The organism is Nonomuraea candida (assembly GCF_000725485.1).
GTDB lineage: Bacteria > Actinomycetota > Actinomycetes > Streptosporangiales > Streptosporangiaceae > Nonomuraea > Nonomuraea candida.
Map to the genome: position 1 here is coordinate 173,178 of NZ_JOAG01000027.1, position 15,667 is coordinate 188,844.

Annotated in this window: 15 protein-coding genes; 6 read left to right on the top strand and 9 right to left on the bottom strand. The window is 71.3% G+C overall.

Going from position 1 to position 15,667, the window contains the following annotated elements:
• Positions 1–30: 30 nt before the first annotated feature.
• Both IO39_RS25680 and IO39_RS25685 read right to left on the bottom strand, forming a co-directional pair.
• Complete coding sequence (locus tag IO39_RS25680; protein ID WP_043628051.1) at positions 31–1,134, bottom strand: glycoside hydrolase family 53 protein; 1,104 nt, start codon at positions 1,132–1,134, stop codon at positions 31–33.
• Positions 1,135–1,144: 10 nt separating this feature from the next.
• Positions 1,145–3,145: a beta-galactosidase gene (locus tag IO39_RS25685; RefSeq protein WP_043628053.1), complete on the bottom strand. Its 2,001-nt coding sequence runs from the start codon at positions 3,143–3,145 to the stop codon at positions 1,145–1,147.
• Between the two features lie 180 nt (positions 3,146–3,325).
• Between IO39_RS25685 and IO39_RS25690 the strand changes: the two genes are divergently transcribed.
• Genes IO39_RS25690 through IO39_RS25705 form a run of 4 tightly spaced genes read left to right on the top strand, consistent with a single transcriptional unit; the run spans position 3,326 to position 7,368 of the window.
• Positions 3,326–4,642: an ABC transporter substrate-binding protein gene (locus IO39_RS25690; protein WP_052423363.1), complete on the top strand. Its 1,317-nt coding sequence runs from the start codon at positions 3,326–3,328 to the stop codon at positions 4,640–4,642.
• Entirely contained in the window at positions 4,639–5,544 is a 906-nt protein-coding gene (locus IO39_RS25695; protein ID WP_052423364.1) for a carbohydrate ABC transporter permease, read from the top strand. Before IO39_RS25690 ends, IO39_RS25695 begins: the two co-directional genes overlap by 4 nt.
• A 25-nt stretch (positions 5,545–5,569) precedes the next feature.
• Complete coding sequence (locus IO39_RS56860) at positions 5,570–6,376, top strand: carbohydrate ABC transporter permease (protein WP_043628061.1); 807 nt, start codon at positions 5,570–5,572, stop codon at positions 6,374–6,376.
• Positions 6,373–7,368 carry a LacI family DNA-binding transcriptional regulator gene (locus IO39_RS25705; RefSeq protein WP_043628063.1) on the top strand — a complete coding sequence of 332 codons (996 nt, stop codon included), beginning with the start codon at positions 6,373–6,375 and terminating at the stop codon, positions 7,366–7,368. The genes IO39_RS56860 and IO39_RS25705 overlap by 4 nt, the downstream gene beginning before the upstream one ends.
• 69 nt (positions 7,369–7,437) lie before the next feature.
• On the opposite strand, the gene IO39_RS25710 is transcribed toward IO39_RS25705, so the two are convergent.
• The 4 genes from IO39_RS25710 to IO39_RS56110 form a co-directional block, all read right to left on the bottom strand.
• A complete protein-coding gene (locus IO39_RS25710) occupies positions 7,438–7,788 on the bottom strand; it encodes a hypothetical protein (RefSeq protein WP_043628065.1) in 351 nt (116 codons plus the stop codon).
• A 103-nt stretch (positions 7,789–7,891) separates the two neighbouring features.
• A complete protein-coding gene (locus IO39_RS25715; protein WP_043628066.1) occupies positions 7,892–8,737 on the bottom strand; it encodes a helix-turn-helix domain-containing protein in 846 nt (281 codons plus the stop codon).
• Between the two features lie 23 nt (positions 8,738–8,760).
• A complete protein-coding gene (locus IO39_RS25720; RefSeq protein WP_043628067.1) occupies positions 8,761–9,207 on the bottom strand; it encodes a DUF6879 family protein in 447 nt (148 codons plus the stop codon).
• On the bottom strand, positions 9,200–9,496 hold the full coding sequence (locus IO39_RS56110) for a hypothetical protein (protein WP_052423365.1): 297 nt from the start codon (positions 9,494–9,496) through the stop codon (positions 9,200–9,202). Before IO39_RS56110 ends, IO39_RS25720 begins: the two co-directional genes overlap by 8 nt.
• Before the next feature lie 365 nt (positions 9,497–9,861).
• Between IO39_RS56110 and IO39_RS25730 the strand changes: the two genes are divergently transcribed.
• Entirely contained in the window at positions 9,862–10,353 is a 492-nt protein-coding gene (locus IO39_RS25730; protein WP_157548894.1) for a hypothetical protein, read from the top strand.
• A 163-nt stretch (positions 10,354–10,516) separates the two neighbouring features.
• Here IO39_RS25730 and IO39_RS25735 read toward each other — a convergent pair whose 3' ends face one another.
• Positions 10,517–13,030: an excinuclease ABC subunit UvrA gene (locus IO39_RS25735; protein ID WP_052423366.1), complete on the bottom strand. Its 2,514-nt coding sequence runs from the start codon at positions 13,028–13,030 to the stop codon at positions 10,517–10,519.
• 308 nt (positions 13,031–13,338) lie between these two features.
• Here IO39_RS25735 and IO39_RS25740 point away from each other — a divergent pair, with 308 nt between their 5' ends.
• Positions 13,339–14,172, top strand: a complete 834-nt coding sequence (locus IO39_RS25740; protein WP_043628070.1) for an SAM-dependent methyltransferase — start codon at positions 13,339–13,341, stop codon at positions 14,170–14,172.
• 85 nt (positions 14,173–14,257) lie between these two features.
• Here IO39_RS25740 and IO39_RS25745 read toward each other — a convergent pair whose 3' ends face one another.
• Entirely contained in the window at positions 14,258–14,635 is a 378-nt protein-coding gene (locus tag IO39_RS25745) for a YchJ family protein (RefSeq protein ID WP_043628072.1), read from the bottom strand.
• A 5-nt stretch (positions 14,636–14,640) separates the two neighbouring features.
• Positions 14,641–15,660 carry an NAD-dependent protein deacetylase gene (locus IO39_RS25750; protein ID WP_245642228.1) on the bottom strand — a complete coding sequence of 340 codons (1,020 nt, stop codon included), beginning with the start codon at positions 15,658–15,660 and terminating at the stop codon, positions 14,641–14,643.
• Positions 15,661–15,667: the final 7 nt, after the last annotated feature.

Here is a 15,667-nt window from a genome sequence, read left to right on the forward strand (position 1 = left end):
TGCGCGTCCCCGGGCGGGCGGGGTGCGGGGTCAGAGCCGGCCGAGGGTCGCCATCGCGGGGAGGGCGCGGTCGTCGTAGTCGAACAGGGCCTGGTTCTCCCAGCCGTTGCCGGACGCCGGATCGGCCGGGTCCCAGCCGTTGCCGCGCACCCCGGTCCAGGTGGCCTCCCAGGTGAACAGCCCCAGGCCCAGCCCTCCGGGGACGGCGCGCACGATGTCGGCCACCCGCGCGAGCATCGCCGCCTGGCCCTGCGGCGTGGCCCGGTGGCCGGGGTACGGCTCGGCGGAGGTGATGATGTTCGCCCAGCCGTCGTCGTCCGCCGTGGTGAACGGGTAGGCGGTCTCGGCCAGGACGACGGGCTTGCGGTAGCGGGTGGCCACGTCGTTGAGGTTGGCCTGGAACGCCTCCAGGGTGCCGTGCCAGTAGGGGTAGTACGACAGCCCGATCACGTCGTACCGGATGCCGTGGGCGGCGGCGTTGTCGAACCACCACCGGTACAACCCGTTGTCGCCCCCGTCCGCCAGGTGCAGCACGACCCTGGTCGAGCCCGACACCGCCTTGACCGCGTCGTGGCCGGCGTTCAGCAGCGCGGCCGTGCCGGCCCAGTTCGCGGTGGAGCCGTCCGGCCAGAGCAGGCCGCCGTTGAGCTCGTTGCCGACCTGCACCATGTCGGCCGTGGTGCCCTGGTCGCGCAGCGCGGCGAGCACGTCGTACGTGTGGTCGTAGACGGCCTGCCTGAGCCGGTCGAACGGCAGCGCCTCCCAGGCGGCCGGCTTGTACTGCTTGCCGGGGTCGGCCCAGGTGTCGGAGTAGTGGAAGTCGATGAGCAGGCCCATGCGCTGCGCCTTGACCCGCCTGGCCACCGCGAGCACCCGCTCCTTGGTGTTGTAGCCGTCGGCCGGGTTCACCCAGACCTTGAGCCTGATGTAGTTGAGCCCGGCCCGCGCCAGGATGGCCAGCGCGTCGCCCCTGCGCCCGCCGGCGTCGCGGTAGACGCCGCCGAGGGCCTCCGACTTGGCCAGGCTGGACACGTCCGCGCCCCTGATCTGGAGCCGGCCGGGCCCCGCCTGCGCCTGCGCCGGGGCGGCGAGGGCCGCGAGTAACAGCAGCGCGGTGACGATGATGCGTTTCATCAGGATCTCCCTAGGGTCGGGGGGTCTCCTCGGCGGCCGGGGCCTCGATGACCGTGACCGCGCCGGCCGCGACGGTGACCGGCCCGTCGTGCCGTACGCCGTCGAACACGCTCACGCCGCTCACCCCCTCGACCGTCACCGGCAGGTCGCCGTGGTTGATCAGGAAGACGTGCCGGCCCCTGCGCACCAGCTCCAGGGTGTCCGGCAGGCCGCGCGGGCGGGACACGCCCGCGCGGTCGAGCACCTGCGCGAGCAGCTCGCGCAGGCCGGTGACGGGGGCGGTGGCCAGATACCAGGCGGCGCCCGCGCCGAGGTCGTGGCGGGTGACGGCGGGGTGGCCGGCGTCCGGCCCCCCGGCGAAGCCCCGGACCGTGACCGCACCCGCCGGGCGCACCCGTTCCGACCAGATCCGGGCGACGTCGCCGCCGGTCAGGGTCACGGTCTCGTGCTCGCGCAGCGGGTGGAACTCCTCGACGGACAGGCCGAGCAGCTCGCGCAGCGCGCCGGGGTGGGGGCCCGGGTGGATGGTGTCGTGCTCGTCCACGATGCCGGAGAAATACGACACGAGCAGGTGGCCGCCGGCTTCCACGTACCGGTGCAGGTTCTTGGCGGACGCCTCGGTCAGCAGGTACGAGCTGGGCGCCACCACCACCCGATATCCCGAAATATCGGCTGAAGGGTGGACGAAGTCCACCGTCACGTGCTCCCGCCACAACGCCTCGTAGAAGGCGTCCACCCGCTCCCGGAACGTCAGGTCCACCGACGGCCGCCAGTCCAGCTCCAGCGCCCAGTACGACTCCCAGTCCCACACGATCGCCACCTCCGCCGGCACCCCGCTCCCCCGCACCCCGGCGAGCCTGCGCAGGTCGGCCCCGAGCCGCACCACCTCGCGCCACTGCTCGGAGTCCGTTCCGGCGTGCGGCACCATCCCGGAGTGGAACTTCTCCGCGCCGAACCGCGAGGCCCTGAACTGGAAGAACAGCACGCTGTCGGAGCCGCGGGCCACGTGCGCGAGGCTGTTGCGGCGCATCTCGCCGGGCCGTTTGGCGAGGTTGCGCGGCTGCCAGTTGACCGCGCCCGCCGAGTGCTCCATCAGCATCCACGGCGCCCCGCCCGCCACCGAGCGCGCCAGGTCGGCGGACATGGCCAGGTCGATGTGGTTGTCGGGCCGCTCGGCCCTGAGGTAGTGGTCGTTGGCGATCACGTCCAGCTCGCGGGCCCACCGCCACAGGTCGGTGGACTTGCAGTTGACGGTGCCGGCGAAGTTGGTGGTGATCGGCAGGCCGGGGGCGGTCTCGCGCAGGATGTCGCGCTGCAGCAGGTAGTGCTCGCGGTGCTGGGCGTCGCTGAAGCGGGCGTAGTCGAGGCGCTGGGCCGGGTTGACGGCGGTGTGGTTGGCGCGGGGGGCGTCGATCTGCCCCCAGTCGGTGTAGGTCTGGCCCCAGAACGTGCTGCCCCAGGCGTCGTTCAGGGCGGAGATGTCGCGGTAGGTGGTGCGCAGCCACGCGCGCCAGGCCGTCACGCTGTGCTCGCAGTAGCACTCGCCGAGCGGCGCGCCGTACTCGTTGTGCACGTGCCACATGACCACGGCCGGGTGCCCCCGGTAGTGCTCGCCCAGCGCCCGCACCAGCCGCGCGGTGGCCGCGCGGAAGGCCGGGGCGCTGGAGCAGGCGCTCTGCCTGCCGCCGAAGCCGATCCGCCGGCCCTCCCTGTTCACCGGCAGCACGTCGGGGTGCGCGGCCACGAACCAGGCCGGCGGCGCGGCGGTCGGGGTGGCCAGGTCCACCGCGACGCCGGCCGCGTGCAGCCGGTCGATGATCTCGTCCAGCCAGCCGAACGCGAACCGCCCCTCCTCGGGCTCCATCAGCGCCCACGAGAACATGCCGAGGCTGACGAGGTTCACCCCGGCCTCGCGCATCAGGGCCGCGTCCTCCTCCAGGACCTCGCGCGGCCACTGCTCCGGGTTGTAGTCGCCGCCAAAGGCGATCCCGGCCGGACGCTCCGGATACATCCATCCCCCTAGAAAGCTTCTGTGAACGTGCACAGTAATCTTTCTCCGCCCTGCCGGGGAACACCTATCCCGAAATTTGCTGCTTTTGCAGGAGATTAACGAGAGCGTAACGACCTCTTGACGGCCATTTCAGCGCTGTTCCACTCTGTGCACGTTCACAGAACTGTCTGGAGGTACGCAATGCGCGCCAACCGCCTTGGAGCAGCCCTGGCCGTCGCACTCACGGCCGCCCTCGCGAGCTGCGGCTCCGGCGAGCCCACCGAGAGGCCCGAGGCGGCGCAGAGCCCCGCGGCCTCCGCGCAGGGGCCCGTCACGCTCACGTACTGGACCTGGGCCCCCAACATGGACAAGATCGTCGAGGTGTGGAACGCCGCCAACCCCGACGTCCGGGTCACGGTCAGCAAGCAGGCGGGCGGCGACGACGCGGCGGCCAAGTTCCTCACCGCGGCCAAGGCCGGCAACCCGCCCGACCTGGTGCAGGCCGAGTACCAGCACCTGCCGTCGTTCATCGCCGCCGACGCGGTGGCCGACCTCAAGGCCGAGACGGCCGCGATCGAGAAGGAGTTCAGCGCGGGCCTGTGGGGGCTGGTCACGCTGGGCACCGAGTCCGTCTACGGCATCCCGCAGGACAGCGGCCCGATGATGCTCTTCTACCGCAAGGACCTGTTCGACAAGCACGGGCTCAAGGTGCCGGCGACCTGGCAGGAGTACGCCGAGGCCGCCAGGAAGCTGCGCGAGAAGGACCCGCAGGCGTACCTCGGCACGTTCTCCAGCAAGGATCCGGGAGCGTTCACAGGGCTGGCCCAGCAGGCCGGCGCGCAGTGGTGGTCGATCAGCGGCGAGTCGTGGAAGGTCGGCATCGCCGACGAGCCCACCAGGAGGGTCGCCGCCTACTGGGACGGCCTGGTCAAGGAGGGCGTCATCGACGACATGCCGTACTTCACCCCCGAGTGGAACAAGGCACTCAACGACGGCAGGCTGCTGACCTGGCCCTCCGCCGTGTGGGCGCCGGGCGTGCTGGCCGGCAACGCGCCCAAGGCCAAGGGCAAGTGGGCCGTCGCGCCGCTGCCGCAGTGGAACGCCGGGGAGAGCTACAGCGGGTTCTGGGGCGGCTCGTCCACCGCCGTGTCGGCCGGCACGCCGCACAAGGCCGCCGCCGCGCGCTTCGCCACCTGGCTCAACACCGACCCGGCCGCCATCGGCCTGCTGGTCGAGGAGGCCGCCGTCTACCCGGCCGCCACCAAGGGCCAGGCCACCCTCGGCCAGGCGCCGGACTACTTCTCCAACCAGCCCGACTTCTGGCGGCAGGCGGCCGCCGTCTCCGCCGGGGCGCGCGGCTTCACCTTCGGGCCGAACGTCGGCGTCACGTACAACGCCTTCAAGGACGGCTTCGACAAGGCGCTGCAGAACAGGACGCCGTTCACCGACGCCGTGCAGGGCATGCAGGACGCCACGGTCGCCGACATGCGCAAGTCCGGCTTCCAGCTCGCGTCGTGACGCACCCGGACAGGACCGTGCGGCAGCCGGGACGGATCCTCTGGCCGTACGTCTTCCTCACCCCCGCGATCGTGCTGTTCACGCTCTTCCTCGCCGTCCCCATCGGCTACACCGTCTACCTGGCGACGCGCCGCGCCAAGGTGTCCGGGCTCGGGCTGGGACGCGGGGCGCGCAGGGAGGTGTTCGTCGGGTTCGAGAACTTCGCCGCCGCCCTGGCCGACGCCGAGCTGTGGCACGGCTGGCTGCGCGTGCTCGGGTACGGCGCGCTGGTGCTGGTCGTGATGCTGGGCCTGGCGCTGCTGTTCGCGCTGCTGCTGGACACGGCGCGGGTGCGGCTGGCCCGGTTCTCGCGGATCGCGATCTTCCTGCCGTTCGCGGTGCCCGGCGTGGCGGCCACGCTGCTGTGGGGCTTCCTCTACCTGCCCTCGCTCAGCCCGATCCGGGAGGTGCTCGACGTCGACTTCCTGGGCGCGACCACCGTCACGTACTCGATGGCGAACGTGGCGGTGTGGGGCGGGACCGGCTTCAACATGCTCGCGCTCTACACCACGCTGCGCGCCATCCCCCGCGACCTGTACGAGGCCGCCCGGCTCGACGGCGCCTCCGAGTTCCAGATCGCCGTCCGCGTCAAGATCCCGCTCCTGACCCCGGCGATCATCCTGACCACCGTGTTCTCGATCATCGCGACCATCCAGGTGTTCACCGAGCCCACGGCGCTGCGCCCGCTGACCAACACGATCAGCTCCACGTGGAGCCCGCTCATGAAGGTCTACCGCGACGCGTTCGTCAACGGCGACCTGTACTCGGCCGCCGCCACCTCGATCGTCATCGCGGCGATCTCGCTCGTCCTGTCGCTCGGATTCCTGCGCGTGGTCCGCGACCGCGCCTTCGGGGAGAGCTGATGACCACCGCCTTCGGGGAGGGCTGATGACCACCGCGTTCCGCCACCGGCCGCCGCGGGCCGGAGCCGGCCGCGCCGCCGGTCTCGTGCCGACCGCGCTGCTGCTCGTCGGCGCCGTCTACTGCCTGTTCCCGGTGGTGTGGGTGCTGATCGCGGCCACCAAGTCGCCGGGCGAGCTGTTCACCACCTCCACGCTCTCCTTCGGCACCGGCTTCCTCGGCAACGTCTCGGAGCTGTTCGCCTACCGTGACGGCGTGTTCTGGTGGTGGGCCGGCAACACGCTCCTCTACGCGGGCGGCGGCGCGCTGCTGTCCACCGCCGTCTCGGCGATCTCGGGGTACACCCTGGCGAAATACCGCTTCCCCGGCCGGGACGCCATCTTCACCCTGCTCATCGGCGGCATCCTGGTGCCCGCCGTGGTGCTGGCCATCCCGCAGTACCTGCTGTTCTCCAAGATCGGGCTGGCCGACACGTACGCGGCCGTGCTGCTGCCGCAGATCCTGCACCCGTACGGCATCTACCTGGCCCGCGTCTACGCCGCCGCGGCCGTCCCCGACTCCCTGCTGGAGGCGGGGGGGCGCTGCCGCGCCCGGCGAGGCGGGCCCGGTGGAGGGGGTAAACAGCTGCCCCGGCCTCTTGGTGGCGTCGATCAGCACCCACACCACCGGGAACAGGCAGGAGGCGGCCCCGACGAGCAGCAGGGCGCGAACCAGCCCTCGCTCTACAATCTGATCCTCACGGGCGCCTTCCTGTCGATCATCCCCTTGATCGCGCTCTTCCTCACGATGCAGCGATACTGGAAGACCGACCTGTCCTCTGGAGCCCTGAAGTGAAACGCCCCACGATCCACGATGTCGCCGCCGCCGCGGGCGTCTCCCGCGGCACGGTCTCCCGCCTGCTCAACGGGGACAAATACGTGAGCCCGGCGGCGCGCGTGGCCATCGAACGGGCCATCTCCGAGACCGGCTACGTCGTCAACCGCGCCGCCCGCAGCCTGGTCACCCAGCGCACCGGCTCGGTCGTCATGGTCCTGTCCGAGCCGCACGAGAAGCTGTTCGAAGACCCCAACTACAGCACGATGATCCGGGTCGCCATCCGGATGCTGGCCGAGCGCGACCTGTCGCTGGTGATGATGCTGGCCGGCGACGAGGCCGACAGGGAGCGGGTGGTGCGCTACGTGCGGGGCGGCCACGCCGACGGCGTGCTGCTGGTCTCGACGCACGCCGGCGACCCGCTCCTCGACGCCCTGCGCAGCGGCCCGCCGGCCGTCTCCTGCGGCGCCGTCATCGGCCGCGAGACCGTCATCCCGTACGCCGCCGCCGACGACCGCCTCGGCGCCCGCCAGATGACCGAGTACTTCGTCGGCCTGGGCCGCCGGCGCATCGCCATGATCACCGGCCCGATGGACACGCCGGGCGGCATCCAGCGCCTGGAGGGCTTCGCCGACGTGCTCGGCCGCAAGGCCACCAAGCGCCTGATCGCCCACGGCGACTGGACCCAGGCCAGCGGCGAGCGCGCCATGACCGAACTCCTGGAGCGCACCCCCGACCTCGACGCCGTCTTCGTCGCCTCCGACCTCATGGCCGCCGGCGCCCTGGCGGCCCTGCGCGCGGCCGGCCGCCGCGTCCCGGACGACGTGGCGGTGGGCGGCTTCGACGACTCCCCCGTCGCCCTCTCCACCCACCCGCCCCTGACCACCATCAGACAGCCCCTGGCCGAGATGGCCCAGGAAACCCTCCGCCTCCTGCTGGCCCTCATAGACGGCGCCGACCACGTCGACCCGGTCATCCTCCCCACCGAACTGGTCATCCGCGCCTCCGCCTGACCCCATCCCCGGCCGCACGGAGGAGGACCGATGTCGAACCCGAACCGGGGGTAGCTCATGAGGCCCCGTTCAGGGCTCTCTTCGCCTCGGCGGATTCAGGCTCCACGACACCACCGGCCCACTGCCACGGCCCGTGCTTCCCTTCTGGAACGTTCGGTAGGCGGCCTCGGTGGTGAAGAGACGCTGCGTCGCCTTGCCCATCACGTGGTCAAGGACGTCGATGGTGAGCATGCCGCGATCGCGTGTCGGATGGAAGAGGTCTGCGATCACCTCGTCCTTCCAGGCCACCCAGTACGCGGCGCTCATCAGGACCAGACGCTCCGGCTCCATGAGGTCGCAGAGCTGGGCCATCGTCGTCCTGCCGACGCGGCGAACGGCCAGGGCGGAATCGGGGGATGCGAATGTGCCGGGCTCTGTCATCGGGGTTCTCCGTGAGCGTCTATCCGGGTGGCTGTGCCATCCGACGCTAGGAGCAGGGCGATCAGCATCTCAACGAGTGTGGCGAAGTGTGGCAGCCCCATGGCTAAAGCGCCGCCAATGCGGCGGAAATCACCCTTCGAGCCGCATCGCCCCGTACGGCCATGCTCGCCAGCATCTCGAACTCTCGGCGGTACTGTGCGATCTCCGCCGGAACGGTCACGGTCACGGCGGCCGTCAGGAGCTCCACGCGGACTTCCGTGTCGTCGTAGATGGAGAAGTCCCCCAACGTGTACGCCTCCCTGGACGCCGTGAAGGGGATCACGGCCAGGGAAACCGAAGGCAGGCGCATCGCCGACAGCAGGTGCTCAAGCTGGCCGGCGAGTACAGCCGGGCCACCCATCCGGTAGCGCAGCACCGACTCCTCCAGGACGAACGCGAATCGGTGGTCGCCCTCGCGCAGGAGTCGCGCTCGCCTCATACGCGCCGCGACCGCCACGTCCAGGTCATCGGGGATCTCGTTCTGCCGTACCACTGCCCCCATGACCGCGCGGGCGTAGTCGGGTGTTTGGAGCAGGCCGGGAACGACCTGGGAGGTGTAGAGCCGGAAGTGCCGCGTCTGCTCGAACAGGCGGGTGCGCTGCTCTTGGAGGTTGCGAAGGCCGCTCCGGTTGAACCGCTTCCACTCCATGTACATTCCGGCCACCGCACGCAGCGTGGCAAGGAGATCTTCGGTCTGATCCTCAGCCCCGCACACGCGGCACCAGGTGCGGATGTCGGCCACTGATGGGGCCCGAGCGGCATGCTCGATCTTGGAGACCTTCGTACGCTCCCACCCCGCGGCAGCGGCCAGCCCGATGGCCGTCAGCTCAGCCTCTTCGCGCATGTCGCGGAGCCGCCTGGCGAGCGCCTTGCGAGCTTCCTGCGCCGAGGACGATGGCGAGGTGGACATGGTGCCGCGGGCCGTAGCTGCGTCTAGGCCGGCTTGTACTCCGCATGGTCGATGCCGCGATCCCAAACCGCCTCGAACGCCGAGACACACAGCCGCGCCACGTCCGGCTCATCGCGCATTTCGTGCGCGAGGAAGTCACCATTCCCGGCGAAGTGGCCGAACCTCACGAGCCGGTCGTCGAACACCCAGAAGTCGTTGCCGGGCAGGGCCAGATCGGAGGCCAGCCGCCGAGGAAGCCAGCGAACCTGCTCCCCGCTCGCGATGTTGAGCGGGTTCGTCAGCTCGTACTCGTGCCGGATGAACTCCGTGACAGGCTCGGACACGATCCGAGCTCGACGCATGACCACTCCGCGGGCGACCGTGGCCGACACCAGCTCCCGCCACGAAGACCAGAAGCGGTCCACGTCGATGGCGCCCGTCCGCTTCCAGTGCAGGAAACACGGGTCGTCCGGCGTGTACTCGTCACGCATCTCCAGATGCACTGCCGAGCGGGTGGTGGCCGCGATCAGCTCTTGGAACGGTGGGGTCGTCGTCGATGTCACGCAGAGCCTCCCATATGAGCTTCCTCATGCGGACCGGGACCCGCACCGCCGTCTCCGACTCGCTGATCCCGCTGGTACTCGTCAGTCGGGCCAGGGTGCGGGAATCGGTGATCGTCTCACCCACGAACACGAGGTCGCCCGTCTCCTCGTCCACCTGCATGGCCGGACAGTTGTCGCCACCCGTGGTGGGGTCGATCACCAGGAAGCGTAGCCGCATGATCCCCTCCAGGTTTCCCGGTGTGCCGGGATGTGGCACACCTCGGAAGCCTGAACATGGGCACGTAGGCCGTCAAGGCACTATGCGTTACGTCCCCATATGCGTTCGGTACGTTCGTGGCGACCAAGGTGATCAAGATCTGTGACCGGCACGAGGGGCCAGAGACGGCGGCACGGTGTCCGCGGCGATCAACCGTGGGGGCCGCCATCGCCGGCATCGACCGTCGCCTTGCTCTCACGGCGGACCCGCCCGAACGCCAGGCTCGGCACACCGGCGGCTGACACGAACGATCTCCCTCTCCGGCCCCTGGAGGTGATCCGCCGCGGAACGCCCGGCGGGAACCGGCCGTCCAAACGATCATGGATGTGCGGTATCTGAAACGCTCGCCCGCTCTGCTGTGCGCTCTGGCAGCGCCGTTGCTGTACGCAGGGGTGACCCTGATCGCGCTCCAGTCAGCCGCCCGGGCGGGGCTCGACCCCCGGCACGAAGGCTGGAACGACCTGCTGCCAGGCCGGCTGGACGGGGAGATCGCCTCGGCGAGAGGATGGGTGGGCGCCATCACCCTCGTCCTCTCCGCCGAGGCGGCCGTGCTCGCCGCACTCGGGGGCCGGCTGAGTCGCCGATCCACCGCCGCCCGCCTCGTGCTGGGCACGGCCGCCGGCATGGCCCACCTGATGAGTCTCGCCCTGGCCGTGCTGGCCACTTATGCGATCGTGCTCTATCCTTCCGGCGACACCGACCTCGGGCCGCTCTTCCCGGACTGGTACCTTCCCGCACTGACCGTCATCGCCGTCATCACCCTCACCGGGCTGACCGTCTGGCTGTCCACCGTGGACAGGAAGGCCCCGGCCGCCTGACGGGCCGGCCCCGCCCGGTGGTGCCGCCCACCTGCGGCGGTGCAGGGCGGCGAGAGCGGGCTGATGCCGCTGGCGCCTCACAGAGGTCAGGCGAGCCAGGCAAGGCGGATCGCCGTCCGGGCAGAGTCAGGAGTTCACTCAGGGGTACCGGCGGGGCTCGACGTCACTCGTTCGCCCCGGAAACCTGGGTCAGCAGCGCGCCTTCCCCCGCTCCCAGGAGCGGCAGGCCCGCCGCGTACCGCCGGAAGAAGCCGGCGGTCGGGGTGCCCGCGCCGGCGATGGCGTCCGGGGTGCCTTCCGCGATCACCGCGCCCCCGTCCGGGCCGGCTCCCGGCCCCAGGTCGATCACCCAGTCCGCGGAGGCGGCGACGGGGATGTCGTGTTCGGCCACGACGACGGTGTTGCCCGAGTCGAGCAGCACGTCGAGCGCGTCCACCACCCGCTGGATGTCGGACGGGTGCAGGCCCGAGACGGGTTCGTCGAGGACGACGAGGCCGGCCTTGCGGCTCGCGGCGCCACGCTGGATCGCGGAGGCGAGCTTCAGCCGCTGCGCCTCGCCGCCGGACAGCTCCGTGGCGCTCTGGCCGAGCTGGAGATAGCCGAGCCCGACCTGGTTCAGGGCCTTCAGGGTGTCCGCGAGTTGCCGGGGCCGGGAGAAGTGCTCCACGGCCTCGGCGACGGTCAGCTCCAGCACCTGATCGATGGCCAGCCCCTGATACCGGATCTCCAGGGCCTCCGGCTTGTAGCGCCGGCCCTCGCACGCGTCGCAGACCACCCACACGTCCGGCAGGAAGTGCATGTCGACCAGCTTGCGGCCATAGCCGGTGCAGGTTTCGCAACGGCCGCCACCCGCGGTGTTGAAGCTGAACCAGGAGGCGTTGACGCCGCGCCGGCGCGCCTCGCCGGTCTCGGCGAACAGCTTGCGGAGGAGGTCGAACGCCTTGCTGTAGGTGGCCGGGGTGGAGCGCGGCGTGCGCCCGAGCGGTTCCTGGTCGACGACGGCGACCCAGTCGAACCCGTCCAGGCCGATCACCTGCCGTACCGTGTCGGTCGTCGTCCCGTTCAGGGCGGCCTCCACGCTCACCGCGAGCGCGCCGAGCAGGCTGCTCTTGCCGCTGCCGCTCACCCCGGTCAGGCAGGTGAGCCGGCCGGCGGGGAACCGCACCAGGTCCGCGGTCACGTTGTACGCGCGCAGGCCGTGCAGCTCCACCCACCCCCTGCCCTCCCCGACCGGCCGGCGGGTGCGGCGCAGCCGCGGCGCCTCGCCGGCCAGATAGCGTCCGGTCAGCGACGCCGGGTGGGCGGCCACGTCGGCGGGCGGCCCCGACACCAGGACCTCACCGCCGAGGCGGCCCGCGCCCGGCCCCATGTCGATCACCCAGTCGGCCCGCGCGATCAGTTCGGGGTCGTGCTCGACCAGGAGCACCGTGTTGCCGGCCTGGCGCAGCTCCAGGGCGATGTCGAGCAGGTGCGCCTTGTCCGCAGGATGCAGCCCGGTCCCGGGCTCGTCCAGGACGAAGACGACGCCGCTCAGGTCGGTGCTGAGCTGGGCGGCGAGCCGGGTTCGCTGCAACTCGCCCCCAGACAGCGTCGCCGCGCTCCGCGAGAGCTGGAGATGGGCCAGGCCGAGCCGGTCGAGGATCCCGAGCCTGCGGCCCAGGTCCTGCAGCAGCGGCTCCCCCACCTCGCGCTGCCGGGCGTCCAATCCATCCGCCACGCGTTCCGCCCAGCGGCGCACCTCCCGCACTTCCACCTCGATCAGGTGGGGATAGGTCAGCCCGCCGAGCCGCACGGACCGGGCCACCTGGTCGAACCCGCTGCCGCCGCAGGCGCCGCACGGCTGCTTGCGCATGTACGGCAGGTAGCGCTGCTTGGCGCTGGAGGTCTGGGCGTTCACGAACACCCGCTCCACCTCGGCGAGCGCGCCCCGCAGCGGCTGGCTGGAGGTGTAGGTCACCGAGACCGTCTCCTTCTTGCTCGACATGTCGACGGTGGCCTCGACCTTCTCCTCGCCCGTGCCGTACAGCACGCAGCGCCGGAACTCCTCGGGCAGCGACTTCCACGGCCGGCGAAGGTCCACACCCCGCTTCTCGGCAAGCGCCGGCACGAACGCGTGCTCCCCCGACCGCCACTTCGCGTACCAGGGCGAGGCGCCCTCGAAGAGCGGAAGCTCCGGATGGGTGATGATCAGGTCCTCCTGCGCCTGCCAGCGCCCGCCCACCCCGTGGCAGTCCGCACAGCTCCCTTCCGGGGTGTTGCGGTCGAAATGAGCGGTCGTCAGCTGAGCGTCCCCGTTCTGCGCCGCCGGGTCCGCGCCGATCCCGGGGAGGCGCGAGTACAGCAGCCCCAGATGCCCGTCGATGCCGGTGATCGTCGCGACCGTGGAGCGGGGGTTGCGGTTCAGGCGGCGCTGGTCGACCGCGAGCGTCGCGCCGAGGCCCAGGATGCGGTCGACCTTCGGCCGGTTGCGCTGGGTGATGTACTGCCGCACGAACGGCGACAGCCCCTCCAGATACCGCAACTGGGCCTCGTTGTGCAGGGTGTCGACGGCGAGCGAGGTCTTGCCGCTGCCGCTCACTCCGGTGAAGGCGACGAGCCGCCCCTTGGGGATGCTCACCGACACGTCCCGCAGATTGTTGGTACGAGCCCCCACCACCTCGATGGCCTCGCACTGCATACTCGCAACGTCCCGTACGAACGCGGTCAACCTTCGTCATCCTCTCGCAACACAACAGAACCTGGGCGGGCAGACATCCACCCATGGGGTCCTTGTCTGTCCGTGGGGTCCCGGCCCACGCCCCCGTCGGTGCCGGCCGGTACACCGATGATCGGTCCGAAACCCGACGTCCTCTGTCATGTTTTCCATCTCCCGATGCCCACCAGGGCCGGGGCTCCGCCAGAGGTGAGAACTTGACGTACTTTCCGGAAATGTCGGTAAAGAGCCAGTACGATCGCCTGCACCTACACACCGAAGGGAAGCCCACAGTGGCAGCCGGTAACGAGCGGGAGCGGGCGCCCAAGGGGATCGACACCACCAAGCCCAACGTCTCCCGCGTCTACGACTTCATGCTCGGCGGCAAGGACAACTACGAGGCCGACCGGCAGATGGCGCAGCGGGCGCTCGAGGTCGCCCCGGACGCCCCCGAGGCCGCCCGCGCCAACCGCGAGTTCCTCGGCCGCGTCGTACGGTTCCTCGCCGCCGAAGCGGGCATCCGCCAGTTCCTGGACATCGGCTCGGGCCTGCCCACGCAGGGCAACGTGCACGAGATCGCCCAGTCGGCGGCCCCCGGCGTACGGGTCGTCTACGTCGACCACGACCCCACCGTCCTGGTGCACGGCCGCGCCATGCTCGCCGTCGACCACGGCACCACGGTGGTGGAGGCCGACCTCAGGGACCCGGACGGGATCATCGACCATCCCGAGGTACGCGGGCTGATCGACTTCGACGAGCCGGTGGGCCTGCTGATGTTCGCGATCCTGCACCATCTGACCGACGAGGAGGACCCGGCCGGGATCGCCGCCCGCATGGTGGACCGCCTCCCGCCGGGCAGCCACCTGGCCGTCTCCCACTTCCACAACCCCGGCCTGGCGTACCCGGAGGTGTCCAGGCAGGCGTTCGCGGCGGAGAAGATCTTCAACGAGACCCTCGGTACGGGCCGCTGGCGCACCCGCGAGGAGATCCTGGCCTACTTCGACGGCCTCGACCTCCTGGAGCCCGGCCTGGTGCCGCTGCCCGAATGGCGCCCGGACCCCGGCGACCGCGCCGTGCCCGGCATCACGTACCACACCTTCGTCGGCGCGGTCGCCCGCAAACCCTGACCGGCCCGCCGCGCGCCTGCCTCAACGCGGCCATGCCGCCCGGACGGCTACAGCGGGCCGTAGATCCAGCATGCCGCCCGGACGGCTACAGCGCGCCCGCGTAGACCCAGCGGCCGTCCAGGCGGACGAATCTGCTGTGCTCCTCCATCTCCCCCGGCTTTCCCCGGTCGAGATAGTGGGCGCGGAAGCGGACGGTGCCCTCCGTGTGGATCACGCTGCCGCCGGTGGTCTCCAGGATCTCCAGGCGCACCCACTTCACCCGCTTGTCCAGCCCGAGCCGGGCCGGGCGGTCGGACGGGTGCCAGGTGCGCAGCAGGTACGCCTCGTCCCCCACGCCGAACGCGCTGAAGCGGGAGCGCATGAGCTGCTCGGCGGTGGTGGCGGCCGCCTCGCCCCGGTGGAGCCTGCCGCAGCAGTCCTGGTAGGGGGCGGGCAGGCCGCAGAGGCACGTACGAGGAGGCATGCGCCCTATTCTGCCCCGAGCGCGACGGTGGAGCCGCCGAGCGGGCCGGAGGCGGAGGCGAAGGTGGCGGTGGAGAAGGTGGCGGCGGGGACGGAAGCGCCCGCCGGGACAGAGGTGGAAATGGCCTGTCCGGCGGTGGAGGCGGTGAAGGCGGTGGAGGCCGAGGCGGTGGTCGGCTCGGCGGCGGGCGGGGGTGGTGGGAGGTGGTGGGTCAGGGCGGTCAGGGTCGCGCCGAGCGGGGCGTCGAGGGTGAACGCGGCGTCCGCGTCACCGCCGGTCGGGCCCTGGTTGACGATGGCGATGGGGATGCCGAGCGCGGCGGCCCTGGTGACGAAGCGCAGCCCCGACTTGATCGCCAGCGACGACCCCAGCACGAGCAGCGCCCGCGCCCCGCCCACCAGGGCGAAGCACTCGTCCACACGCGGCCGGGGCACGTTCTCGCCGAAGAACACCACGTCCGGCTTGAGCAGCCCGCCGCAGCCCGTGCAGTCGACCACCCGGAACCCGGCCACCTGCTCGTCGCTGAGCACCGCGTCGCCGTCCGGGTTGATCTGGCGGGTGGTGGCCTCCCAGCCGGGGTTGGCCTCGCGCAGGCGGCGCTCCAGCTCGGTACGCGGGGTGCGCTCCCGGCACGACAGGCAGACGACCCGGTCGAGGCCGCCGTGCAGCTCGATCACCCGCCGGGCGCCGGCCGCCTGGTGCAGGCCGTCCACGTTCTGGGTGACGATGCCGGCCAGCAGGCCGCGCCGCTCCAGCTCGGCCACCGCGCGGTGCCCGTCGTTCGGCCGCGCGGCGCCCATCTGCCGCCAGCCGACGTGGCTGCGTGCCCAGTAGCGCTGCCGCGCCTGCGCGCTGCCCACGAAGCGCTGGTACGTCATGGGCTCGGCCCTTCTGGCCCGCCCCGTCGGCCCCCGGTAGTCGGGAATGCCCGACTCGGTGGACAGCCCGGCCCCGCTGAGCACGGTCACGCCGCCACCGGCGACCAGTTCGGCGAGTTCGGCCACCTCTGTGGTGCTTGGTGTCACACCTCCA